We start from the raw sequence: 21,747 nt of genomic DNA on the forward strand, positions 1-21,747 counted from the left end.
GCCGACGGGCTCCGTGGTACCTGTGGAATACACGGCTCCGACAATTGATCGGGGCGTCCGGGGGGAAATCGTGTCCGTCAGTTTTCCGAATTCACCGGAAACGGCCCGCGGCCATCGGCGGTCCGGCGCGGACCGGGCCTGGGCGGCGCTGGCCGCGTACCGCGACGCGTTCACCTGCTACAGCGCCGCCGTCGCGGCGTCCTCGGCGCTGTCGCGGCCCGACTGGCGCGACACGATCGACCTGCGGCTCACCCTCGCACTGACCGGGGAACCCGCCGGCCTGTTCGGGTTCGCGCACTTCGCTCCCGGGTTCGCCGGGCGCGTGCGGTTGGCCCGCGCCGGCACGGACTCCGCCGACGAGGCGCTCGACCGGATCACCGCCGCACTTCGCCGCGCCGAGCCGGTCGTGATCGCGGGGGACGCCCGGTGGCTGCCCTGGCAGCACGCGCGGGAGTCGGCGCCGCACTGGTTCACCGTGGTCGCCCACCCGGAGGGCGTAGAGGTGTTGGACGCGTTGGCGATGCGCACCGCCCACGGCGAACAACGTCCGACGCGGACCGTCGTGCCGATCGGCGACCTTCCCGGCCTGCTGCTCTCCGTTCCCGTCGGCGACCCGGTGTTCGCGCTGCGCGAACGGTTCGCGCTCGGCGACGACGCAGGCCCTCCCGTGCACCGCTACCGGTGGGCCGAAATCGGCGACGGACCGGTAGGCCCTGCGCCGCAGGGCATCCGGGGACCGGACGCGCTGCGCGTGCTGGCCCGGCACTTCCGCGAGCACGCCACCGAGCCGGACGCCTACCGGCAGGTGGACGACCTGTGGAGCGTCGCGCGCCATCGCGCGTGCGCCGTGCGCCGGGCGGCCGAACTCGGCCCCGGGTCGCACGACTGGACCCAGCGCTACGGCCGTGAGCTCGACCGGCGGTGGGCACAGGTCGCGCCAAGGGCCATGTACGCGGCCATGAGCGGCGGCGCGGGGGCGCCCGCGCTGTCGGACCTGTTGGACGACCTGGCCGAACTGGAGCAGTCGGCCGCACCGCAGCTCGGCGGGTCGACGTGACGGACCTGGTCTCGCACGTCCGCACGCTGGTCGCGGAGGGCAGGTTCGACGACGCCTGGGCGTCCCTGCGTCCCGCGCTGCGGCTCGACGGCGACTACCGGTGGTTCAACCGGGCCGCCCGGCTGCTCGCCACCGCCGCCCGCCACGGCTGGACCCCCGCCTACCGCCGCGAGGCCAGGCTCGCCGTGCTCAGCACGTACGAGACCGCCGAACTCGGCGAGCTGCTGGCGGTCGCGTGCGCGGTCCACGGTCTGCGCCTGGACGTGCACCTCCCGCCGTTCGGCCAGGTGGAACAACAACTCCTGGGGTCGGCGGACGAACTCGTGGCGTTCGCCCCGACCCACGTCCTGCTCGCGCCCAGCACGCACGACCTGTCGCTGCCGGAGCTGGTGGACCGGCCCGAGGCGGTCGTGGACGAGGTCGTGGCGCGGTGGACGGGCGCTTGGCGCAGGGTGCTGGAGTCGGGTGCCCGGCCGGTCCAGCACCTGTTCGTGGTGCCCGACAGCGCGGTGCTCGGCAACCTCGCCCTCGGCACGCCCCGGTCGCGGTCGAACGTGGTCCGCGAGATCAACCGCCGGCTGGCCGACGCCGCGACGCGGCGGCACGTGCTCGTCGTGGACGTCGACCGGATCGCCGCCGACATCGGCAAGAGCACCTGGTCCGACCACCGGATCTGGTACGCCACCAGGCAACCGGCGAGCTACGACGGCCTGGCCGCGACCGCCCGCGGCACCGGCGCGGTGCTCGCCGCCGACGCGGGCCTGGGCTGCAAGTGCCTCGTGCTGGACCTGGACGGTTCGGTGTGGGGCGGGGTGGTCGGCGACGTGGGCTGGGACGGGGTGGAGGTCGGGCCGGGCGTGCGGGGGGAGGCGTTCCGGGCGTTCCAGGACTTCCTCGCGGGCGTGCGGGAGGCGGGCGTGCTGCTGGCGGTGAGTTCCAAGAACGACGAGGCGACCGCGCGGGAGCCGTTCGAGCGCAACCCGCACATGCGGTTGCGGCTGGAGGACTTCTCGGCGTTCGTCGCCGACTGGCGGCCGAAGTCCGAGCAGGTGCGGGACATCGTGGAGGCCCTGGGCATCTCGCCGGAGGACGTGGTGCTGCTGGACGACAACCCGGCGGAGTGCCTGGAGGTCGGTCAGCGGCTGCCCGGCGTCGGCACCGTGCCGCTGACCGGTCCGGTCGCCGACTTCCCCCGGCTGGTCGCGTCGTCGGTGCTGCTCGAACCGGTGTACCGGACCGACGAGGACGCCACCCGCGCCGCGTCCTACGCCGCCCGCGACCGGGCCGAGGTCCTGCGGGCCGAAGCGGCGTCGCTGCCGGAGTTCTGGCGGTCGCTGGAGATGACCGCGCGGGTGCGGCCGGTGTCCGAGCGGACCGTGCAGCGGGCCGCCCAGTTGAGCCGCCGGACCAACCAGTTCAACCTCACGCTGCGCCGCCGCTCCCCCGCCGAGATCGACGCGCTCGGCCGCGACCCGGACTGGATCTGCCTGACCCTCGCCCTGGCCGACCGGTTCGCCGACCACGGCATCGTCGGGCTCTGCCTGGCGGGCCCCGCCGCCGACGGCGAACTGCCGGTGGACACCCTCGTGCTGAGCTGCCGGGTGATCGGCCGCACCGCCGAGCACCACCTGCTGGCCGCCCTGTCCCGGCACGCCGCCGAGCGCGGGATCCGCCGGCTGCGCGGCCACTACGTGCCCGGCCCGCGCAACGCGCTGGTGGCCGACCTCTACGACCGGCTCGGGTTCCGCCGCGACGGGGACGACTGGTGCCTCGACCTCACCGGGGCGCCGCCGATCGACAGCCCTCACATCCGGGAGCAGCCATGACCGCACGACTCCGGGAGATCCTCGTGGACCTGCTGGACCTGGACCGCGAACTCGCCGACACGGACGGGCGGCACACGGTCGAGGACTGGAACTCGTTGGCCCACGTGCGGATCGTGCACGCGTTGGAGACCGAGTTCGCGGTGCGCCTCCCGGACTGGGTGCTGACCGCGGACCGGATCACGGTCGCGGAACTGGCCAAGCTGATCGAGTCCGCATGACCGGCACCGTCCGGTTCACCGACGCGGACGTGGCCGCGTTCGCGTCGGCCTCCGGCGACCACAACCCCCTGCACGTGGACCCCGCGTTCGCCCGCTCGACGCCGTTCGGTCGGACCGTCGTGCACGGCGCGTTGGCCGCGATCACCGTCCTGCCCCGGTTGGGCGACGTCAATGGGGCCCGTTTCCTCTTCCGGGAAGCGGTTTTCACCGACGAGCCGTACCGGATCGACCGCGGCGAGGGCCGGGTGTCGCTGAGCGGCCGAGGACAGGCGGCGCTCAAGGCCACACCTCGCCTCGGCCGGCTGCGTCCCCCACCGTCGACCGGACCAACCGCGCTCCTCCACGACCCGACCACGCGCACGACACCCCGTATGCACAGGGAGATCACGCCCGGCGTCGTCCTCACCGGCAGCTACGAACCGCGGTGGGACGACCTGGCCGCCGTCGCCGGCCGTCCGGTCGGTACGGCGGACCTGGCGCTGGCCTTCGCCGGTTACGCCAGCGGCATGTTGCTGCCCGGACGCGACGGCGTGCTCGCCGAGATCGACCTGCGGGTCCACGCGCCCTCTCCCCCGCGACACGCCCTCGGCTACCGACTGCACGTCGAAGACCACGACCCGCGAAGCGGCCTCACCACGTCCTCGGCGATCCTCACCGCCGGCGGCTCGCCGTTGGCCGAACTCCGGCTGTGCTCGTTCGCCGGCCGTCGTGCGCCGCAACCGACGCTCGACCGCGTCGCCCGACACCTGCGACCGGGTTCCGGTCTGAGCGGCCACACGGTCCTCGTGGTCGGGTGCAGCCGCGGCTTCGGCGCCGCCCTGACCCTCGCGCTGCTCAGCCAGGGCGCGACCGTGCACGGCACCTACGCGGCATCACCACGAGCCGCCGTCCAACTGGCCCTGCACTCCGGACCGCACTCGTCCCGGCTGTGGCTGCACCAGGCCGACGCCACCGACCCGGCGGCGATGAGGAACGTGCTGACGGCCGCCGGCGACCTCACCGGCGTGGTCCTCAACGCCACGCCCCCGCTGCACCCGATCACGCTGTCACCCGACGCGGCGACGGAAGCGAGGCGGCACACGGACCTGGCCATCGCCGCCGCCATGGTGCCGCTGGGCTGTGCGCTGCCCGCTTTGACCCGGGGCTGGGTCGCCTTCGTCTCGACCGAGGCCCTGGCCGCACCGCCCGCGCAGTGGCCGCACTACGTCGCGGCGAAAGCGGCCATCGAGGGGCTCGCGGCCTGGCTGGAGCACAACCGACCGGACGTGGACGCGGTGGTGCTGCGCCTGCCCGCGATGCGCACCGAGCTGACCAACACCCCGGTCGGCCACCTGGACGCCCGAACCCCCGAAGAGGTCGCCGCCCGGGTGGTCCGCCGGATGCTCGATCAGGACTGGGCGACGACCTGCTGGTCGTTCCCCGAGGAGGCCACGATCCGCTGAACGGCCGGGAAATCGGCGGCCTCCAGCACGTCCAGGTAGTCCACTTCACGGGCATGGTTCTCGAACACCTGGACGGCGAACACGGTCGCCTTGAAGGAGTCCCCGCCATTGGCGAGGAAACTCGCGTCGAATCGCGCCTCCGCGCCCAACACCTCTTGCCAGAGCTCACGCAGCCCGTCGACATCCATGACATTCCCCCTCGTCTGCCACCGGATTCGATGCTATATCCCGACGAGAGCGGCCCCGTGCTCCTTTCGGCGGTCATCGCGCGGGATCGGTCAGGACGGCGCGACAGGCGTCTCAGACGATCGTGCGCCCACCGTCGACCATGAGCGTCGCGCCGGTGATGTAGCCGGCCCGGGGCGACGCCAGGAACAGCACGGCCTCGGCGATCTCCACCGGGTCGGCCACCCGGCCGAGGGCGGTGGCCGCACCCTGTTGCTCGGCCACTTCGCCGACCGTCGCCACGACCGTGTCGGTCATGGTGGGGCCGGGCGACACGGCGTTCACGCGCACGCCCCGACCGCCGAACTCGACGGCCCAGGTGCGGGTCAACGACTCCAGGGCGGCCTTGGTCGCGCTGTACACCGCCGCGCCGGACATGCCGATGGCGGTCGCTGCGGTGGAGATGTTGACGATGCTGCCGAAGCCCTTCGCGACCATCCTCGGCGCGAGCGCGGCGGTCAGGAAGAACGGCGCGCGCACGTTCACGTCGAACAGCAGCCCGTACGGTTCCGCTTCCTGCTCGAACGTGGGCGCGAACGGGAAGATGCCCGCGTTGTTGACCAGCACGTCCACCTCCCCCACCTCTTCCGCCAACCGCCGCACGGACGCCAGGTCCGCCATGTCGGCCGCGATGAACCTGGCCCGTCCGCCGTCCGCTTCGAGCGCGGCGACGACTTCCGCGCCGCGCTCGGCGTTGCGCCCGGTCACGACGACCGACGCGCCCGCCGCCGCCAGCAGCCTGGCGGTCTCCCGTCCGATGCCCGTGGTGCTGCCGGTGACGAGTGCGACCTGCTGTTCGAGTTCCATGTCCACCCCGAGGTCCAGATGTTCGTGAACTATCGAACATCAACCTAGCCGCACATGTTCGATGTTCGCAAATCATCGAATCAGCTAGACTCCGGGGGTGCGCCACAAGGACCCCCACCCGCCCGTCGAACGGCTGGTGCTGACCGACGTGATGGCCGCGCTGAGCGACCCGCTGCGCATCGGCGTGGTCCGCCTGCTGGCCGACGAACGGGAACGCACCTTCGGCGAGTTCGACGCCCCGGTGGCGAAGTCGACCCTGAGCCACCACCTGCGCACCCTGCGCGCGGCGGGCGTGACCCGCACCCGCGAGGAAGGCACCCGCTGCTACGTCCGGCTGCGCCGGGCGGACCTGGAGGCCCGCTTCCCCGGCCTGCTCGACGCCGTGCTGGCGGCAGCCGGCCGGGACGCGGTCGGCGACCGCATCCGCCTCCAGGCCGAGGGCTGAGCAGCGGGTCGGCCAGCGACCTCGGCGCCTGCGGGAGCACACCGCCCGGAGGTGTGCTCCCGCAGGCGGTGCGACCGGTCAGCAGATGTCGCCGAGCAGCGCCTCCGCCGCCTCGATGGCCTTCTCCTGGTGCGGCTGCAGTTCCTGCTGGCCCAGGTTGTCGAACCCGAACGGGTCGTCGAACGGCTCCTCCACACCCGCCAGCACCTCGACCACGGCTTGCGTGCAGAACGGCACGTAGGCCTCGTCGTACCCGCCCTCGTGCGAGCACACGATCCGCCCTCCGCACAGCTCGGCCGCCGCGTCCACCAGCATCGTGGCGATCTCGCGGTACGCGCGGGGCGTCAGCATCATCCGGGCCAGCGGGTCCATCGCGTTGGCGTCGAAACCCGCCGCGACCATGATCAGGTCGGGCCGGAACCGGTGCAGCGCGGGCAGCACCACCCGGCGCATCGCCTCCAGGTAGCCGCCCGTACCGGTGCCCGGCGGCAGCGGCAGGTTCAGCGTGTAGCCGAAACCCGCGCCCTCGCCGCGCTCGGTGACGAACCCGGAGTCCGGCGGGAAGACCCGGTCCTGGTGCAGCGACAGGGCCAGCACCTCGGGGTCCTCGTAGAACACCGCCTGCGTGCCGTTGCCGTGGTGCACGTCGATGTCCACCACCGCGATCCGCTCCACACCACGCGAGGCCCGCACGGCCTGCACCGCGACGGCGATGTTGGCCAGCATGCAGAAACCCATACCGGAATCGGGCACCGCGTGGTGGCCCGGTGGGCGCACCAGGGCGTAGGCGTTGTCCACCTCCCCGTCCAGCACGGCCTCCACACAACGGATCACGCCACCGACCGCGAGCCGCGCGATGCCCGGCGATCCCCGCCCGAACGGACTGCCACCGTCACCGGCGTCACCACCCGTGTCGTCGGCCTCGGTCAACCGCTGGAGATGACCGGGCGTGTGCACCAGCAGGAGTTCCTCGTCGGTGGCGGAGCGCGGCGCGAGCCGGGTCAACCGGTCGATCAGACCGCTCGCCACCACCAATTCGTGCGCCCGGCGCTTGGCGTCCGGGTTCTCGTAGTGCCGGAACGGCTGGATTCCCCGCCGCGGATCGGCGGGCACCAGGCCCGCGTGCGTCCCGGTGTCGTGCCACCCGTACAGCTCGTGGTACACGTAACCCGTTGCCATCACTAGATAATGTCGTCGTAACCGCCGGGCGTCTAGCGCTGTCCGAGGGACGTTGCGCAGCGTCTCGGTAGAGGGCGAACGCCGGGGTCGAGCAGACGGTACCGGCCCGTCCACCCGGATGCCCGCAGCCGACTGTCCAAGATGGACAGGATCGGATCACCTTCGAGGATGCCTCGCATAGCCCACCGCCATCACGAAGTCCGCGAACGCGACGGCGGCGTCCCGAAATCCGACTGCAAGCCTGGGCGTGCCTTGCCGGTAGGCCGACACCCGCTGAACCGGTAGTTGTCTGACGGGACGGCATCCGCGACGCTGGGTCCAGTCACCGACGCATGAGGGGGTTACCGGTGCCCACCACGGACTCGTCGTGGCACGACGGGCACAACGAGGTCCGTGACGTGCACGGCTCGCTCATCCAGGCGGGCGCGATCCACGGCGACGTGTACGTCGGGGCGGAACGCGACCACGAGGTGCCCGACATCCCGGTCTTCGTCTCGGTCACCTGTCGCGGGCACGACTGGGTGCGGGTCGACGGCGATCCACCGGAGGAGCTGCCGGTCAGCGGCGGGCACGAGATCAGGGTCCTGGTGCAGGGCTACGGCGCGCGGGCGGTGATCCTGCACGAACTCCGACCGGTCGTCGTCTCCCGGCGGCCGGCCCGACCGGCCACGAGCGTCGGCCCGGCGGCGGTCGGCGCACTGCGGCCACGCGGGTTCACCGTCCGACTCGACGATCCGCCGACGCTTGCCGCCCGGGGCCCCGAGACCTTCCCGTTCACCGTCACGCAGAGCGATCCCGAACTGTTCGTGCTGGCTCCCCACGCCGACGACGAGGTCGAGTGGCGGCTGGAGCTGGACTGGACCTGCGCGGACCGCCACGGCACTCTCGTCGTTCCCGAACAGCCGTTGCGGCTGCACCCCGGGAGGCACGGCGGTCGGCCCCGATCCCGTCCGTGAGAGCGGACGGGGTCGGGGCCGGACCGGCTCCGCTGTCGGGGTACCCGGACGGCGTCACAGCCCCCGTTGCAGGTGCTCGGACAGCAGCCGCACGAACCGGGACGCGTCGGGCAGGTCGCCGCCTTCGGCCAGCAGCGCCATGCCGTGCAGCAGTTCGGCGGTCTCGGCGAGGCCGGCGCGGTCCGGGGTCTCCTCGAACGCCTTGCGCAGGCCGGTGACCAGCGGGTGGGTCGGGTTGAGCTCGAGGATGCGCTTGACCGGCGGCAGGTCCTGGCCCATCGCCCGGTACATCTTCTCCAGGGTCGGGGTCAGGTCGTGGGCGTCGCCGACCACGCACGCGGGCGAGGTGGTGAGGCGGGAGGACAGCCGCACCTCCTTGACCTCGTCGGCGAGCGTGGTGGTCAGCCAGGCGAGCAGGTCGGCGAAGTCCTTGCGGCGCTCCTCCGCGTCGGCCTTCTCCTCCTCGGTCTCCAGGTCGACCTGCCCCTTGGCGACCGACTGGAACTGCCTGCCCTCGAAGCCGGGCACGGCCCCGACCCACATCTCGTCCACCGGGTCGGTGAGGATGAGCACCTCGAAGCCCTTGGCGCGCAACGCTTCCAGGTGCGGCGAGTGCTCCACCTTGGCCCGGGAGTCGCCGGTCATGTAGTAGATGTGCTGCTGGTCTTCCTTCATCCGGGACACGTACTCGGCGAGCGTGGTCTGCCGCTCGGCGTCGTGGGTCGAGTCGAAGGACGCGATGGCGAGGATGGCGTCGCGGTTCTCCGTGTCGACGACCAGGCCTTCCTTGACCGCCCCGCCGAACTCGCGCCAGAACGTGGCGTAGGACTCGGGCTTGTCGGCCATCATGGTCTTGACGGTGGAGAGCACCTTCTTCACCAGCCGGCGCCGCATCAGCTGGATCTGGCGGTCCTGCTGGAGGATCTCGCGCGACACGTTGAGCGACAGGTCCTGGGCGTCCACCACACCCTTGACGAACCGCAGGTACTCCGGCATCAGCTCTTCGCAGTCGTCCATGATGAAGACGCGCTTGACGTAGAGCTGCACGCCCCGCTTGCGCTCCCGCATGAACAGGTCGAGCGGGGCCTGGGAGGGGATGAACAGCAGCGCCTGGTACTCGAACGTGCCCTCCGCCTGCATGCGGATGGTTTCCAGCGGCTTGTTCCAGTCGTGGCTGACGTGCCGGTAGAACTCGGTGTACTCGTCCTCGGTCACCTCGCCGGACGGGCGGGCCCACAGCGCCTTGCGGGAGTTGAGCGTCTTCGGCTCGCCGCCGTCCTCGCCGGCCATCCTGATCGGCCAGGTGATGAAGTCCGCGTAGCGCTTGACGATCTCGGTGATCTTCGCGGTCGACGTGTAGTCGGCGAGGTGGTCCTCGGGGTCCGCCGGCTTGAGGTGCAGCGTGACCGCCGTGCCCTGCGGGGCGTCGGCGACGTCCTCGATGGTGTAGGTGCCCTCGCCGGTCGACTCCCACCGGACGCCCTCGGCCGAGCGCGGGTGGCGGGTCACCAGGGTGACCTTGTCGGCGACCATGAACGTCGAGTAGAAGCCGATGCCGAACTGGCCGATGAGGTCCTGCGCGGCGGCCTCCTGGGACGCCTTCACCCGCTCCAGGAACTCGGCGGTGCCGGACTTCGCGATCGTGCCGATCAGGGCGATCACGTCCTCGCGGGTCATGCCGATGCCGTTGTCCCGGACGGTGAGCGTGCGCGCGTCGCGGTCGACCTCGATGGCGACGTGCAGGTCCGTGGTGTCCGCGACCAGGTCCTTGTCGCGGAACGTCTCCAGCCGGAGCTTGTCCAACGCGTCGGAGGCGTTGGACACCAGTTCACGCAGGAACGTGTCCTTGTTCGAGTAGATCGAGTGGATCATCAGCCGGAGCAGCTGTCGCGCCTCCGACTGGAACTCAAACGTCTCCACGCTCTTCCTCCCTGTCGACACCTTGTCGACCCGACATCGTATCGACACCGGGCCGGTGGTCGTCGAACCGCGGCCGATCACCCGTCCGGGGGTCTCGTCGCCGCTGTCCCGGAGGGCCGGCCGAACCGCGGAGGAAGGGGTGGCGTGCGATCAGTAGGCCATGAACAGGATCTCGTCCCGGGAGTAGTCGTGGCCGGGGTGGTTCTCCTTGAGGTGCTGCTGGGTCTTCGCCACCAGGTCGTCCTCGTCCTGCCCGACGATCCGTTCCCCGCAGGGGCACGTGATGTTGCGCTTCATCGCATCCTCCGCTGCCGATCCACAGTTCGACTGTACTGACCCCGGCACGGTTGTCGACCGGAATCGCCGACTGGTGGACTGTCGGCGGCGGTGCGGCCGGGGACGCCCGACCAGCCCCAGCCCCAGCCCCTGGGTCCGGTGCCGTTCGGCCACGTCGATCACCGCGCCGAGGCCTGCGGATCGCGGCGGTGTCCGTCACATCAGGAACGACGTGATCGTCCGGGTGAACCGGGCCGGGTCGTCCAGCCACGGGAAGTGACCGGCTCCCGACTGGGTGATGAACGTGGCGGCCGGGAACAGTTCGGCGTAGTCGGCCAGGACCTGCGCCGGTCCCGCCAGGTCGAGTTCGCCGGCGAGCAACAGGACCGGCGCGCGGAACGTGGCGAGCGCCGCGCGGGTGGCTTCCGGGTCGAAGGCGCCTTCGGCACCGAACGCGGCGGCGACGTCCGGCTTCCGCCGCTGCTCCATGTCCGCGTAGTGCGCCTGCGCCGCCGCGTCCCACCGCCCGTAGGTGAACGGCGCGATGGCGTCCCAGTCGTCCTCGGTGGCGTTGCCGGCCGCGATCGACTCGAACGCCGTCGCCACCTGCCCGTACCACGGCTCGTCCTGCCGCCGCCGCACGATCTCACGCCGGTCGTCGCTGGTGGCCGTGATGCCCACGGCGATGGTGCTGGGCGTGACGAGGAGCAGCTCACCCACGCGCTCGGGGTGGCGGGCGGTGTACGACGCGGCGAGGTTCGCGCCGCCGGAGTGCGCCAGCAGCCCCATCCGTTCGAGGCCGAGGTGCTCCCGCAGCGCCTCCACGTCGTCGACCAGCTTGTCGCAGCGGCAGGAGGAGAGGTCGTCCGGCGTCTGCGACTCGCCGGTGCCCCGGGGGTCGACCAGGATCAACCGCACGCTCCCGGACAGGCCGCCGAGATCCCCGAGGTACGCCGAGTCCAGCATCGGACCGCCCGGCAGGCACATCACCGGCAGGCCCTGCCCGACCACGCGGTAGGCGAGCCTGGTTCCGTCACGTGCCAAGAGGTGGGGCATCGGCGGATCATCGCAGCGACACCCCACCAGGGCAATGACATAACGGCATGACATAACGCCGGCGTGCCCCCCGGCACCGTCGGCTGCCGGACGGCCGGCGAACCTCCGCCGGCGCGCCGCGCGGGGGTCAGCGTTCGAGCACGACGACGGGGATCACGCGGTCGGTCTTCTTCTCGTAGTCGGCGAAACCCGGTGCGTGGGCGACCATCCCGGCGTAGAGGCGGTCGCGTTCGGCGCGGTCCTGGACGACGGTCGCGGTGGCTTCGAACTTCTCGGTGCCGACCTCCACGGTGACCTTCGGGTTCGCCACGAGGTTGTGGAACCACGCGGGGCTCGTCGGTGCCCCGCCGTAGGACGCGGCGATGACGAGGCGGTCGCCGTCGCGGGTGTAGACCAGCGGCGAGAGTCGTTCCCGGCCGCTCTTGGCGCCGATGGTGGTCAGCAGCAGGAGGTTGCGGCCCTCGAACATCCCGCCGACGACGCCGCCGTTCGCGCGGAACTCCTCGACGACCTTCTGGTTGCGGTCGTTCCTCGTGTCCGTCATGTGGTCGTGCCCTCTCGTTGTGTTCTCCGGTGACCCGCTCCGGTGCGGAGACCGTCGCAGACCACGCCGATGACCGGCTCCAGCGGCCCGCCTCGGCGGGCCATGCAGCCGGTCATCAGCGCCTTGACGTCGGGGTAGGTGATGTCCGCGCGGACGGCGCCCGCCTGCTGGGCCTGGGCCAGCAGCTCGCGCGTGCGGCCGGGAACGTCGAACTCCGCGCGGCCGTCGACGCCGCAGCAGGTGCCGGCCAGCTCTTGGGCCAACGCCCGGTTCGCCGCGCCGACACGTACCAGGGTCGCGACGAACGCGAAGAAGGCGGTACCCGGGTCCGCACGCTCGGCGAGCGCGTCGGCCTCGTCGACCAGGTTCCTCAGCAGGGCGAACAGGACCTCCCCGACCAGGTCGTCCTTGGTGGGGAAATGCCTGCTCACCGTGCCGGTGCCGACCCCTGCCCGCCGGGCGATCTCGTGCACCGGCACCGCCACGCCCTCGGTCGCGAAGACCTGCGCGGCGACTTCCAGCACCCGTGCCCGGTTGCGCCGAGCGTCGGCGCGCAACGGCCGTTCGTCCACCGCGCCCCTCCCAACCGGGATACCCATCCCGATTATAGGACGCGGTCGAGCCCGGGGTCCGGGCGATCGGCGGAGGCGGCTAGAAGATCACGACGAGCAGGAGGATCACGGCGAGGGCGACGGCGATGATGGTGGGGATCGTGGCCGGCGACCTGCGGTAGTGGCTGTCGACGGTGGTGGTGCGGAACCAGCTGTGCGGCACGCGGCGGCGGTGTCGTCGAACCCAGGGCATGTCCTGCTCCCGACCAGTCGTTGTCCTCCGGACGGTGCGCCGCAACGAGAACCGGCACATCGTCGACCGCGCTTTGACCCGGTCGTGGCGCAGGTACCCCACAGCGCCGGCCGCGACACCTTTTCGCTTCGCTGCGCCATTTCCGGCCCGCCACGAGTCCCGGTGGTACCGCCGGTCGGCGGAACGGACTGCGGAATTCGCACGCCGCCGAGCACGGACCTCGGCGAGCGGTCCGACAGTGCGGTGCTCAGACGGGGACGTCGTCGTCCGTGGCGATCGGTTGGCGGTCCGCCCATGCGGTGTGCAGGGCGCGGGTGAAGGTTTCGAGGGGTTGGGCGCCGGAGATGCCGTGGCGGCCGTCGATCACGAAGAACGGCACGCCGGTCGCGCCCAGCCGTGCCGCCTCGCGTTCGTCGGCACGGACCGCGTCGAGGTAGGCGTCCGGGGTCTCCAGGACGCGTCGCGCCTCGGCGTGGTCCAGGCCGGCCCGGTCGGTGATCTCCAGCAGGGCCTCCGGGGTGAACAGGGACGCGCCGGCGCCGAAGTGGGCTTCGAACAACGTCTTCTGCAGGCGGTGCTGGAGGCCGTGGTCCTGGGCGAGGTGCAGCAGGCGGTGGGCGTCCAGGGTGCTGCCGACCTCGCGGTCCGTGCGGTAGGCGAGGCCTTCGCCGCGGGCCAGTCGCGCCACCTGGTCGTCCATGCCGGCTCCGCGCGGGCCGAACTTGTCGGTGAGCATCTTCGGCACGGGTTCGGTGCGGCCGGGCTCGCGGGTCGGGTCGAGTTCGAACGAGCGGTGCACGACCCGGACCCGGTCCCGGTGGTCGAAGCCGTCCAGGGCCCGTTCGAAGCGGGTGGTACCGATGTAGCACCACGGGCAGACGAGGTCGCTCCAGATTTCAACACGCATGGCTCGGGGTTCCTTGTGCACGGGATCGCGGTGGGCAGTCGCCACCTTACACTCACTTTTCCACAGCGCTCACTTTTCCACCGTGCTGCCGGTAGGGTGGGACCGTGACACCGGAGTTCGACGTCTTCGCCAAGGACTGCCCGTCCCGCGAAGTGCTGGAGCACCTCACCGGGCGATGGGGCGTCCTGGTCCTGGCCGGCCTGCGCGAAGGACCGGCGCGGTTCAACGCGCTGCGCCGCCGGGTCGACGGGGTCAGCGAGAAGATGCTGGCGCAGACCCTCCAAGCCCTCGAACGGGACGGGTTCGTCCGGCGCGAAGTCCTGGCCGCCATGCCGCCGAGCGTGAGCTACTCCCTCACCGACCTCGGCGAGGCCACCGCCGACCACCTGCTCGCCTTCATCGACCACCTCGAAGCCCACATGCCGGCCGTGCTCCGGGCACGCGCGGCGGCCTCGCGGTGACGGACACGACGATCTCTCCGGAAAAACGGGCAATGGCGAAACGACTGACCGCAACTGTTCTCCTGGCCGCGCTCACGGCCTGCACTCCCGCGCCGAGGACTCCGCCGTCCACCGAAGCCACGCCCACCGCAGGCCCGTCCGCCGGAGCGTCGTCCACCGCGACTCCGACGACACCCGCGTCCGACGCGGCGTTCACCGACCTGGAGAAGAGGTTCGACGCCCGGCTCGGCGTGTACGCGGTGGACACGGGGTCAGGGCGTGAGGTGGCGCACCGGCCGGACGAGAGGTTCGCCTACGCGTCCACCATCAAGTCGCTCGCGGCCGGAGCCCTCATGCTCAAGCCGCACGACCTGGACAAGCGGATCACGTTCACGGCACAGGACCTGGTGGCCAACTCCCCCGTCACGTCCGAGCACGTGGACACCGGTATGACGCTGCGGGAGGCGTGCGATGCCGCGATCCGGTACAGCGACAACACGGCCGCGAACCTCCTGTTCCGCCAACTGGGCGGACCCGAGGGCCTGAACTCGGCGTTGCGTGCGCTCGGTGACGACACCACGCACGCCGACCGGGTCGAAACGGCGCTCAACGAGGCCACCCCGGGCGACATCAGGGACACCAGCACGCCGCGTGCGCTGGCGACGAGCCTGCGGGCCCTCGCGGTCGGCGACGCCTTGCCGGCGGACGCCCGCGCATTTCTGACCGACCTGCTGCGCCGCAACACCACGGGCGACGAGCTGATCCGCGCGGGTGTGCCCGCCGGGTGGGACGTAGGCGACAAGACGGGTGCGGGCGGGTACGGCACGCGCAACGACATCGCCGTGGTCACGCCACCCGGGCGTGCCCCGATCGTGGTCGCGGTCCTGTCCAGCCGTTCCGCACCCGACGCCGAGTACGACAACGCGCTCATCGCCGAGGCCGCCAAGATCGTGGTCGCCCGCCTGCCCTGACCCGGACTCCTCGAGGAGGCACGGCTCCCGCTCCCGGAGACGGCGGACCCGACAGGCGGCCGAACGGGCTATCTGCCGTCCACATCGCGTGGCACTGTGATGAACGGGGTTTCGCCGCTGCGCAAGGGGAGTGAACGCATGGCACCGCAGGACATCTCGCGCCGCGACCTGTTGACACGCACCGGTCAGGTGGCCGCCGCACTGGGCGTCGTGGGCACCGGTGTCGGGGTCGCGGAGGGCGGGGTCGCGGGAGTCGGGGTCGCGCACGCGGAACAGTCCGCCGCAACCGGGTCCGTTCGACTTCGGCAGGGCACCAGCATCTCGGTCGCCAGGTCCCCGGACGGCAAGTGGCTGGCCACGGACCTGGTCGCCGCGATCTGGGTGCTGCCCGCCGACGGTGGCACGGCGCGCAAGCTGACCGGTGAGCTCCAGGACGCGACGCTGCCGGCGTGGTCGCCGGACGGGCAGTCCATCGTGTTCCAGTCGTACCGGGACGGGAACTTCCACCTGTACCTGGTGGACGTCGGCGGCGGTGAGCCGAGGCGGCTCACCAGCGGCCGGTTCGACCACCGCGAGCCGGTGTTCTCGCCGGACGGCAGGAAGATCGCGTTCACCAGCGACCGCGGCGGCAGCTACGGGGTCTGGCTGCTCGACGTGGCTTCCCGTGACGTCACAGGCCTCACCGGTCCGCCGGACGAGGTCGCCGCGCCGCAGTGGTCGGCCGACGGCACCCGGATCGCCTTCGCCGTCAACGACACCGCCGTCGACGTGCTCACGGTCGCGACCGGCGAACGGGTCCGCGTCGCGACGGCACCGGCGGGTGCCCGGATCTTCGGCGTGGCGTTCGGGCCCGACGACCGCACGCCCTCCTACACGCTAGTGCGCACCGGCCGCGCGGACCTGGTGCTCGGCGACCGGCAGCTGACCACGGGCGAGGACGTCTTCGGGTTCGCCGCGGTGTGGGTCGGCGAGTCCTTCCTCTACACGGCGGACGGCCGGATCCGCCGTCGAGACCCGGCCGGCGGGGTGCGGGACATCCCGTTCGAGGCGACCGTGCCGGTCGCCCCGCGGGTGTCGCACCGACAGGGGCGCGACCTGGACTCCCGGGGATCCAGGCCGGTGCGCGGGATCGCCGGCCCGGTGGTGTCGCCCGACGGCAGGAAGATCGCGTTCCGCGCGCTCAACGCCATCCACCTGGTGTCCGCGCTGGGCGGGAAGCCGCGGAAGCTCACCGACGGCTCCTACTTCGACTCCGACCCGGACTTCGCCCCGGACGGCCGGTCGATCGTGTACTCCAGCGACCGGCTGGGCGTGCCCGCGCTGCGGTTGCGGAACCTGGTCACGGGCGAGGACACGGCGCTGAGCGGGGCGCCCGGTGCCCAGACGACGCCGCGGTTCGCGCCCGACGGCTCCCGGATCGCCTACGTCGACCACGACGGGGCCGTGTGGGTCCTCGACCTGCCGACGGGCGACCGCCGACAGGTCACGCCGCCGCTGTTCATGCCGGGCAGGCCCACCTGGTCGCCGGACGGCCGAGTGCTCGCGCTGGCGGCGGTCAAGCCGTTCTCCCGCCGCTTCCGGGAGGGCACCAGCCAGATCCTCACCGTCGACCTGACCGGTGGCGGACTCCGCTACACCGAGCCGATGCCGTTCCGCTCGATCGCGACCCGGGGCGACGACGGCCCGGTGTGGTCGCCGGACGGGCGGCGGCTGGCGTTCGTCGTGGAGAGCGTCGCCTGGGTGGTCGCGGTCGACGCGTCGGGCCGGTTCCTGGGCGACCCGCGCCAGGTGACGCACGAGGTGACCGACTCGCCGGCGTGGTCGGGGTCGGACTCGTTGGTCTACCTGTGCAACGGCAGGCTGCGCCGGGTCGCGCTCGACGGCGGCGCGGTGCGGACCATCCGGCTGGACTTCTCCTGGCGCAGGCCGAAAGCGCCGGAGCGCACCATCGTCCACGCCGGCGCGGTGTGGGACGGGGAGGCCGACGACCTGCGCCGCGACGTGGACATCGTGCTGGAACGGGGCCGGGTCCAGGAGATCCGGCCGCACCGCGGGTCGGCCGGTGACCGGGTGGTCGACGCGCGGGACCTGGTCGCCATGCCGGGGCTGATCGACATGCACAACCACTGGCACCTGCGCGGTCGCCAATGGGGTGCCAGGCAGGGCCGGCTGTGGCTGTCCTACGGCGTGACGACCACCCGTTCGCCCGGCGACCCGGCGTACCAGATGGTGGAGACCAGGGAGGCGCTGGCCGCCGGGACGCTGGTGGGGCCGCGGTTCTTCGGCACCGGCGAGGCGATCGACGGTTCCCGCGTCTACTACAACTTCATGCGCCCCACGCTGTCGCGCGAGCAGCTCGACCTGGAGCTGAAGCGGGCGTTCGAGCTGGACTACGACATGATCAAGACCTACGTGCGGCTGCCGGTCGACCTCCAGCGGGCGACCGTCGAGGCCGCGCACCGCGCGGGTGTGCGGCTGTCGTCCCACTACCTCTACCCCGCCGCGAACATCGGCATGAACGGCATGGAGCACGTCGGGGCGACCAACCGGCTCGGCTACTCGCACACGGTGAGCCGGCTCGGGCGCGCGTACCAGGACGTGATCGACCTCTTCGTGCGGTCCGGCATGTCGGTGACACCGACGCTGTTCCAGGCCCGTGCGCTCTACGCCGACGACAAGTCCCTGGTGACAGACGAGCGCACGCGCGTCCTGTTCCCGCCGTGGGAGTACGAGCGGTACGTCGCCGACGCGAACGCGGCGGGCACCCCGGCATCACCGTGGTCGCGCGATGCCCTGGCGGGCTGGGTAGACCAGGTGCTGCGCGTGCACCGCGGTGGCGGTCTGGTCATCTGCGGGACCGACTCGCCGCTCGACGCGATCGCCACGTCGACCCACCAGAACCTGCGGGCGATGGTCCAGCACGGCTTCACCCCGCTGGAGGCGCTGACCACCGCGACCCGCAACCCGGCGACCTGGCTGGGGCTGTCCGGCCGGATCGGCACCCTGCGCCCCGGTGCGCACGCCGACATGTCGCTGGTGTCGGGGAACCCGCTGGCGGACATCCGGGCAGCCGCCGCCGTGCGCCAGGTGATGGTGGGCGGGGTGCTGCACCGGGTGGAGGACCTCCTCGCCCCGTTCCGCACGCCGCAGCCGACCGCACGCCGCGATCCGTTGCCGCCGGCGGCCTCCGCCGCGCACAACCACGAGCACTGGTGGCACGAGCCGGAGTGGTCCGCCCACGTGTGCTGCGGCGAGTTCTGATTCCGCACCGCCACGCGTGAACACACTGTCCCAACCCGGTGAAGGATTGCTTTTATTCCACACTGAAGTCATTGATAAAGCTGAGAATAATCGGCCGGCTCCTGCGGGCGGTGGTGGACCGTTCAGTCGTGGTCCGGCCTGCCGGTGAGGCGGTGGTCGGCCGCCTCGATCGCCTCGCCCAGGAACCGCCGCACGTGGCCGCCACGGGCGCGGTAGACGGCACGACGGCCGTCCCGTCGCATCGCGACCAGTCCGGCCAGTTTCAGCTTCGCCAGGTGCTGCGAGACCGCCGGCCGCGCGATCCCGACTGCGGAGGCCAGCGTGGTGACGTCGTACTCCGCACCGCAGAGCAGCCACATCAGCTGGAACCGCGTCCGGTCCGCGAGCATCCGGAAGCCGTCCACGGCGGCGTCCACGTGCTCGCCGGACGGTAGCTGTTGCCAGTCGCGGGTTGTTGCAACGTCGTCGCGTGCGTACATGAGCACGTATGGTGTCACCGCACCGGTCCGCACGCCGGCCGACCGCGAACGCCGGCCGACCCGGAGGGGCCACGCAATGCTCGCTGTGCTGTCCGACCGCACGTACCGCCGGTTGTTCACCGCCCAGGTGATCGCCCTGACCGGCACCGGCCTGGCCACGGTGGCGTTGGGCCTGCTGGCCTACGACCTGGCCGGGGCCGACGCGGGAACGGTGTTGGGCACGGCGCTGGCGATCAAGATGGTCGCCTATGTCGTCGTCGCCCCGCTCGCGGGCCCGTTGGCCGCACGGATCCCCCGGAAGGCACTGCTGGTCTCGCTCGACCTGGTGCGCGCGGGCATCGCGTCGGCGCTGCCGTGGGTCGACCAGGTCTGGCAGGTCTACCTGCTGATCGTCCTCCTGCAAGCCGCCTCGGCGGCGTTCACCCCGACCTTCCAGGCGACCGTCCCCGACATCCTCACCGACGAACGCGACTACACCCGCGCGCTGAGCCTGTCCCGGCTGGCCTACGACTTGGAAAGCCTGCTCAGCCCGCTGCTCGCCGCCGCCGTGCTGGTCGTGGTCGGCTACGACCGCCTGTTCGTCGGCACCTCGATCGGCTTCGTCGCCTCGGCCGTGCTGGTGGTCTCGGCGGTGCTGCCCGCGACACGCGCGCCGGCCTCCGGTCGCGGGCCGGCCGCGACCACCCGGGGCATCCGGATCTACCTGGCCACCCCGAGACTGCGCGGCCTGCTCGCCGTGCACCTCGCCGTCGCGGCGGCCGGCTCCATGGTCCTGGTCAACACCGTGGGCTACGTCCGCGACCTGCTGGGCCGGGACGAGACCGCCGTCGCACTGGCGTTGGCCGCCAACGGACTCGGCTCACTCGCCGTCGCCCTCGCGCTCCCCCGCATCCTGGACCGCTTCCCCGACCGCGCGGTGATGACCCGCGCGTCCGCGATGCTCGCGGTGGCCCTGTTCGTGGCCGCCCCGACGACCGCGCTGCTCGGCGACGGGCGTTGGCCGGCCCTCCTCGTCCTGTGGGCCGCGATCGGCGCGAGCAGCTCGCTGGTGCTCACCCCCGGCGGCCGGCTCCTGCGCCGCTCGGCGCACCCCGCCGACCTGCCCGCGCTCTTCGCCGCCGACTTCTCGCTGTCCCACGCCTGCTGGCTGCTCTGCTATCCCCTCGCCGGATGGCTCGCGAGCACCACGGACATGACCACCACCCTGGGCGTCCTCGGCGTGATCGCCACCGCCGCCACGGCGTGCGCCGCCCGACTGTGGCCCACCCACGACCCGGAGGCCGTCGAGCACGACCACCTCGACCTGGACGAGTACCACGACCACCTCGAAGGCGCGGTCCTCGTCGACGGCTGCCGGCGGCACGTCCACCCGTACCGGATCGACGAACTGCACGCCCGCTGGCCGGCGTGACCGCCACCGCCCGGTCCGGCCGGCCGTGCGGCTGCCGGGTTCCGCGCCACCGCAAGGCCGACCGGACCGAGTCCCACGAGGACCGAACCGACAGCCGAAGCCGCTGGCCTACAGGGACTTCGACAAGGTCCGGCGAGGCAAGGGCACGCGCCGGAGTCGACTCACCCGCCGTCGCCCGGCTTCACGGCCCGCACGCAGTGCAGGAACCCGCCGACCCCGCTCACCGACACGCTCCCGAAGCCCGCCTCGGCGAGCATGGGCGCGATCCGGTCCACCGGGTTGTCCCGCATCACCTCGCCGGCGGTCACCCCGACGAGGTGCCTGCCCAGGCGTCCGCGCGGCGGCCGGAAGTCGGCCAGCAGCACCCGACCGCCCGGCCTCAGCACCCGGAACACCTCGGCGTACGCCCGGCCCCGCGACTCCTCCGGGATGTGGTGCACGGCCAGGCTCGACACCACCACGTCGAACGACCCGTCCGCCGCGCCGAGCGCCTCCGCCCTGCCCACCTCGAACGAGCAGTTCGCCGTCGCCCGCGAGCAGCGCGCCTGCCCGACCATCGGCACGGACGGGTCGACGCCCACCGCACTGCCACCCGGCGACGCCGCCTGGGCCGCCAGCGCGGTCAGGTAGCCGGGTCCGGACCCCAGGTCGAGCACCCGGTCCCCCGCCCCGACGCCCGCGAGCTCCACCAGCCGCCCGAACAAGCGCCGCCGGCGACCGGCGAACACGACCTTCGAGCAGATCTCGTAGGCCAACGCGTGCTTGAGCGCGCCGGGCGCGTCCGCCTGCGGTTTCCCGTGCAGCAGCTGTCCCAGGTGCATCCGCCCACCCCTTACTTAGTCACGACTAAGAACCGTCGGCGCCGAGGTTAGTCGTCACTAAGTAGGCTGGCAAGCGCTCTAGGATGCGGGGGTGACCGAACGATCCGCCCGCCGAACCAGGATGAGCGCGCCGGAACGCCGTGAGTCGATCCTGGCGGCCGCCACCGAGGTGTTCGCCGAAGTCGGCTACCTGCGCGGCAAGACCTCGGCGGTGGCGCAGCGGGTCGGCGTCAGCGAACCCGTGGTGTTCCAGAACTTCGGCACCAAGGCGGCCCTGTTCGCCGCCGTGGTGGACCGCGCCGCCGACCACGTGTGCCGGATGCTCGATCGGGTGACCGAGAGCGCCGTGCCGGTCGCCGGCCTGCTCGAGACCATGTTGGACCCCGACCACCTGCACCACGTGCACAGCGCGGGCACCGTCGGCGCGATCTTCGCCGACGCCTCCGGCGTCACCGGCGAACCGGAGGTCGAGGCCGCCGCGCGGAGGTCCACCCAGCGCTTCGCGACGTCGATCACCGCCGTGCTGGCCCGAGGCCGGGCCGACGGCGAGCTGCGACCGGACCTCGACACCGAAGCCGCCGCCTGGTGGCTGCTGTCGCTGGTCGCCTCCCAGAAGTTCCGGTACAGCACGGCCGCCGACCCCGCCGCCGTCGAAGCCCGGCTCGCCGCCGGCACGCTCGCCTTCCTGCTCGCCTAGCGGTC

At 72.1% G+C, this 21,747-nt stretch carries 23 protein-coding genes; 11 read left to right on the forward strand and 12 right to left on the reverse strand.

Annotated features, from left to right (window positions below):
• Positions 1-70 precede the first annotated feature (70 nt).
• Genes FHS29_RS01230 through FHS29_RS01245 form a run of 4 tightly spaced genes read left to right on the forward strand, consistent with a single transcriptional unit; the run spans position 71 to position 4,543 of the window.
• Entirely contained in the window at positions 71-1,057 is a 987-nt protein-coding gene (locus FHS29_RS01230; protein ID WP_184687404.1) for a hypothetical protein, read from the forward strand.
• Positions 1,054-2,883 (forward strand): HAD-IIIC family phosphatase, encoded by a 1,830-nt coding sequence (locus FHS29_RS01235; RefSeq protein WP_184687405.1) that lies wholly within the window; start codon positions 1,054-1,056, stop codon positions 2,881-2,883. The genes FHS29_RS01230 and FHS29_RS01235 overlap by 4 nt, the downstream gene beginning before the upstream one ends.
• Positions 2,880-3,101, forward strand: a complete 222-nt coding sequence (locus tag FHS29_RS01240; protein ID WP_184687407.1) for an acyl carrier protein — start codon at positions 2,880-2,882, stop codon at positions 3,099-3,101. The genes FHS29_RS01235 and FHS29_RS01240 overlap by 4 nt, the downstream gene beginning before the upstream one ends.
• A complete protein-coding gene (locus FHS29_RS01245; RefSeq protein ID WP_184687408.1) occupies positions 3,098-4,543 on the forward strand; it encodes an SDR family NAD(P)-dependent oxidoreductase in 1,446 nt (481 codons plus the stop codon). The genes FHS29_RS01240 and FHS29_RS01245 overlap by 4 nt, the downstream gene beginning before the upstream one ends.
• Here the strand turns inward: FHS29_RS01245 and FHS29_RS01250 are convergent.
• Positions 4,489-4,731, reverse strand: coding sequence for a phosphopantetheine-binding protein (locus tag FHS29_RS01250; protein ID WP_184687410.1), 243 nt, complete (start codon positions 4,729-4,731; stop codon positions 4,489-4,491). The genes FHS29_RS01245 and FHS29_RS01250 overlap by 55 nt on opposite strands.
• 112 nt (positions 4,732-4,843) lie before the next feature.
• A complete protein-coding gene (locus tag FHS29_RS01255; protein ID WP_184687412.1) occupies positions 4,844-5,575 on the reverse strand; it encodes an SDR family NAD(P)-dependent oxidoreductase in 732 nt (243 codons plus the stop codon).
• A 97-nt stretch (positions 5,576-5,672) separates the two neighbouring features.
• On the opposite strand from FHS29_RS01255, the gene FHS29_RS01260 reads away from it, so the two are divergent.
• Positions 5,673-6,020, forward strand: a complete 348-nt coding sequence (locus FHS29_RS01260; RefSeq protein WP_312864684.1) for an ArsR/SmtB family transcription factor — start codon at positions 5,673-5,675, stop codon at positions 6,018-6,020.
• Positions 6,021-6,098: 78 nt separating this feature from the next.
• Here FHS29_RS01260 and FHS29_RS01265 read toward each other — a convergent pair whose 3' ends face one another.
• Positions 6,099-7,199, reverse strand: coding sequence for a histone deacetylase-like amidohydrolase (locus tag FHS29_RS01265; protein ID WP_184687413.1), 1,101 nt, complete (start codon positions 7,197-7,199; stop codon positions 6,099-6,101).
• A gap of 347 nt (positions 7,200-7,546) precedes the next feature.
• Here FHS29_RS01265 and FHS29_RS01270 point away from each other — a divergent pair, with 347 nt between their 5' ends.
• Positions 7,547-8,155, forward strand: a complete 609-nt coding sequence (locus tag FHS29_RS01270; RefSeq protein ID WP_184687415.1) for a hypothetical protein — start codon at positions 7,547-7,549, stop codon at positions 8,153-8,155.
• Between the two features lie 54 nt (positions 8,156-8,209).
• Here the strand turns inward: FHS29_RS01270 and htpG are convergent, their stop codons facing one another.
• The 7 genes from htpG to FHS29_RS01305 form a co-directional block, all read right to left on the reverse strand.
• Entirely contained in the window at positions 8,210-10,075 is a 1,866-nt protein-coding gene (gene htpG / locus FHS29_RS01275; RefSeq protein ID WP_184687417.1) for a molecular chaperone HtpG, read from the reverse strand.
• Between the two features lie 150 nt (positions 10,076-10,225).
• Positions 10,226-10,372: a DUF1059 domain-containing protein gene (locus FHS29_RS01280; protein WP_184687419.1), complete on the reverse strand. Its 147-nt coding sequence runs from the start codon at positions 10,370-10,372 to the stop codon at positions 10,226-10,228.
• A 195-nt stretch (positions 10,373-10,567) separates the two neighbouring features.
• Entirely contained in the window at positions 10,568-11,407 is an 840-nt protein-coding gene (locus FHS29_RS01285; RefSeq protein ID WP_184687421.1) for an alpha/beta fold hydrolase, read from the reverse strand.
• A 127-nt stretch (positions 11,408-11,534) separates the two neighbouring features.
• Complete coding sequence (locus FHS29_RS01290; RefSeq protein ID WP_184687423.1) at positions 11,535-11,951, reverse strand: nitroreductase family deazaflavin-dependent oxidoreductase; 417 nt, start codon at positions 11,949-11,951, stop codon at positions 11,535-11,537.
• A complete protein-coding gene (locus FHS29_RS01295) occupies positions 11,948-12,550 on the reverse strand; it encodes a TetR/AcrR family transcriptional regulator (RefSeq protein WP_221455257.1) in 603 nt (200 codons plus the stop codon). Before FHS29_RS01295 ends, FHS29_RS01290 begins: the two co-directional genes overlap by 4 nt.
• A gap of 52 nt (positions 12,551-12,602) precedes the next feature.
• The gene (locus FHS29_RS01300) at positions 12,603-12,755 is read right to left on the reverse strand and encodes a hypothetical protein (protein ID WP_184687425.1); all 153 of its coding nucleotides are present in this window, start codon (positions 12,753-12,755) and stop codon (positions 12,603-12,605) included.
• Positions 12,756-13,002: 247 nt separating this feature from the next.
• Positions 13,003-13,662: a DsbA family oxidoreductase gene (locus tag FHS29_RS01305; protein ID WP_184687427.1), complete on the reverse strand. Its 660-nt coding sequence runs from the start codon at positions 13,660-13,662 to the stop codon at positions 13,003-13,005.
• Positions 13,663-13,766: 104 nt separating this feature from the next.
• On the opposite strand from FHS29_RS01305, the gene FHS29_RS01310 reads away from it, so the two are divergent.
• The 3 genes from FHS29_RS01310 to FHS29_RS01320 all read left to right on the forward strand — a co-directional run bounded on the left by FHS29_RS01310 (position 13,767) and on the right by FHS29_RS01320 (position 18,334).
• On the forward strand, positions 13,767-14,123 hold the full coding sequence (locus tag FHS29_RS01310; protein ID WP_184687429.1) for a winged helix-turn-helix transcriptional regulator: 357 nt from the start codon (positions 13,767-13,769) through the stop codon (positions 14,121-14,123).
• 32 nt (positions 14,124-14,155) lie between these two features.
• Positions 14,156-15,073 (forward strand): class A beta-lactamase, encoded by a 918-nt coding sequence (gene bla, locus FHS29_RS01315; protein ID WP_184687431.1) that lies wholly within the window; start codon positions 14,156-14,158, stop codon positions 15,071-15,073.
• A 138-nt stretch (positions 15,074-15,211) separates the two neighbouring features.
• The gene (locus FHS29_RS01320) at positions 15,212-18,334 is read left to right on the forward strand and encodes an amidohydrolase family protein (protein WP_184687433.1); all 3,123 of its coding nucleotides are present in this window, start codon (positions 15,212-15,214) and stop codon (positions 18,332-18,334) included.
• A gap of 122 nt (positions 18,335-18,456) precedes the next feature.
• Here the strand turns inward: FHS29_RS01320 and FHS29_RS01325 are convergent, their stop codons facing one another.
• Positions 18,457-18,813, reverse strand: coding sequence for an ArsR/SmtB family transcription factor (locus FHS29_RS01325; RefSeq protein WP_184687435.1), 357 nt, complete (start codon positions 18,811-18,813; stop codon positions 18,457-18,459).
• 76 nt (positions 18,814-18,889) lie between these two features.
• Between FHS29_RS01325 and FHS29_RS01330 the strand changes: the two genes are divergently transcribed.
• Complete coding sequence (locus tag FHS29_RS01330) at positions 18,890-20,224, forward strand: MFS transporter (RefSeq protein WP_184687437.1); 1,335 nt, start codon at positions 18,890-18,892, stop codon at positions 20,222-20,224.
• A gap of 161 nt (positions 20,225-20,385) precedes the next feature.
• On the opposite strand, the gene FHS29_RS01335 is transcribed toward FHS29_RS01330, so the two are convergent.
• A complete protein-coding gene (locus tag FHS29_RS01335; RefSeq protein WP_184687439.1) occupies positions 20,386-21,045 on the reverse strand; it encodes a class I SAM-dependent methyltransferase in 660 nt (219 codons plus the stop codon).
• Between the two features lie 91 nt (positions 21,046-21,136).
• Here FHS29_RS01335 and FHS29_RS01340 point away from each other — a divergent pair, with 91 nt between their 5' ends.
• A complete protein-coding gene (locus FHS29_RS01340; RefSeq protein WP_312864685.1) occupies positions 21,137-21,742 on the forward strand; it encodes a TetR/AcrR family transcriptional regulator in 606 nt (201 codons plus the stop codon).
• The last annotated feature ends 5 nt before the right edge of the window (positions 21,743-21,747 follow it).

Source organism: Saccharothrix tamanrassetensis (assembly GCF_014203665.1).
GTDB lineage: Bacteria > Actinomycetota > Actinomycetes > Mycobacteriales > Pseudonocardiaceae > Actinosynnema > Actinosynnema tamanrassetense.

Bases quoted from the DNA above. Each gene is read 5' to 3' on its own strand.
- FHS29_RS01240 (WP_184687407.1), top strand. From the start codon at position 2,880: ATGACCGCACGACTCCGGGAGATCCTCGTGGACCTGCTGGACCTGGAC.
- FHS29_RS01245 (WP_184687408.1), top strand. From the start codon at position 3,098: ATGACCGGCACCGTCCGGTTCACCGACGCGGACGTGGCCGCGTTCGCG.
- FHS29_RS01250 (WP_184687410.1), bottom strand. From the start codon at position 4,731: ATGGATGTCGACGGGCTGCGTGAGCTCTGGCAAGAGGTGTTGGGCGCG.
- FHS29_RS01255 (WP_184687412.1), bottom strand. From the start codon at position 5,575: ATGGAACTCGAACAGCAGGTCGCACTCGTCACCGGCAGCACCACGGGC.
- FHS29_RS01265 (WP_184687413.1), bottom strand. From the start codon at position 7,199: ATGGCAACGGGTTACGTGTACCACGAGCTGTACGGGTGGCACGACACC.
- FHS29_RS01280 (WP_184687419.1), bottom strand. From the start codon at position 10,372: ATGAAGCGCAACATCACGTGCCCCTGCGGGGAACGGATCGTCGGGCAG.
- FHS29_RS01285 (WP_184687421.1), bottom strand. From the start codon at position 11,407: ATGCCCCACCTCTTGGCACGTGACGGAACCAGGCTCGCCTACCGCGTG.
- FHS29_RS01290 (WP_184687423.1), bottom strand. From the start codon at position 11,951: ATGACGGACACGAGGAACGACCGCAACCAGAAGGTCGTCGAGGAGTTC.
- FHS29_RS01295 (WP_221455257.1), bottom strand. From the start codon at position 12,550: ATGGGTATCCCGGTTGGGAGGGGCGCGGTGGACGAACGGCCGTTGCGC.
- FHS29_RS01300 (WP_184687425.1), bottom strand. From the start codon at position 12,755: ATGCCCTGGGTTCGACGACACCGCCGCCGCGTGCCGCACAGCTGGTTC.
- FHS29_RS01305 (WP_184687427.1), bottom strand. From the start codon at position 13,662: ATGCGTGTTGAAATCTGGAGCGACCTCGTCTGCCCGTGGTGCTACATC.
- bla (WP_184687431.1), top strand. From the start codon at position 14,156: ATGGCGAAACGACTGACCGCAACTGTTCTCCTGGCCGCGCTCACGGCC.
- FHS29_RS01320 (WP_184687433.1), top strand. From the start codon at position 15,212: ATGGCACCGCAGGACATCTCGCGCCGCGACCTGTTGACACGCACCGGT.
- FHS29_RS01325 (WP_184687435.1), bottom strand. From the start codon at position 18,813: ATGTACGCACGCGACGACGTTGCAACAACCCGCGACTGGCAACAGCTA.
- FHS29_RS01330 (WP_184687437.1), top strand. From the start codon at position 18,890: ATGCTCGCTGTGCTGTCCGACCGCACGTACCGCCGGTTGTTCACCGCC.
- FHS29_RS01335 (WP_184687439.1), bottom strand. From the start codon at position 21,045: ATGCACCTGGGACAGCTGCTGCACGGGAAACCGCAGGCGGACGCGCCC.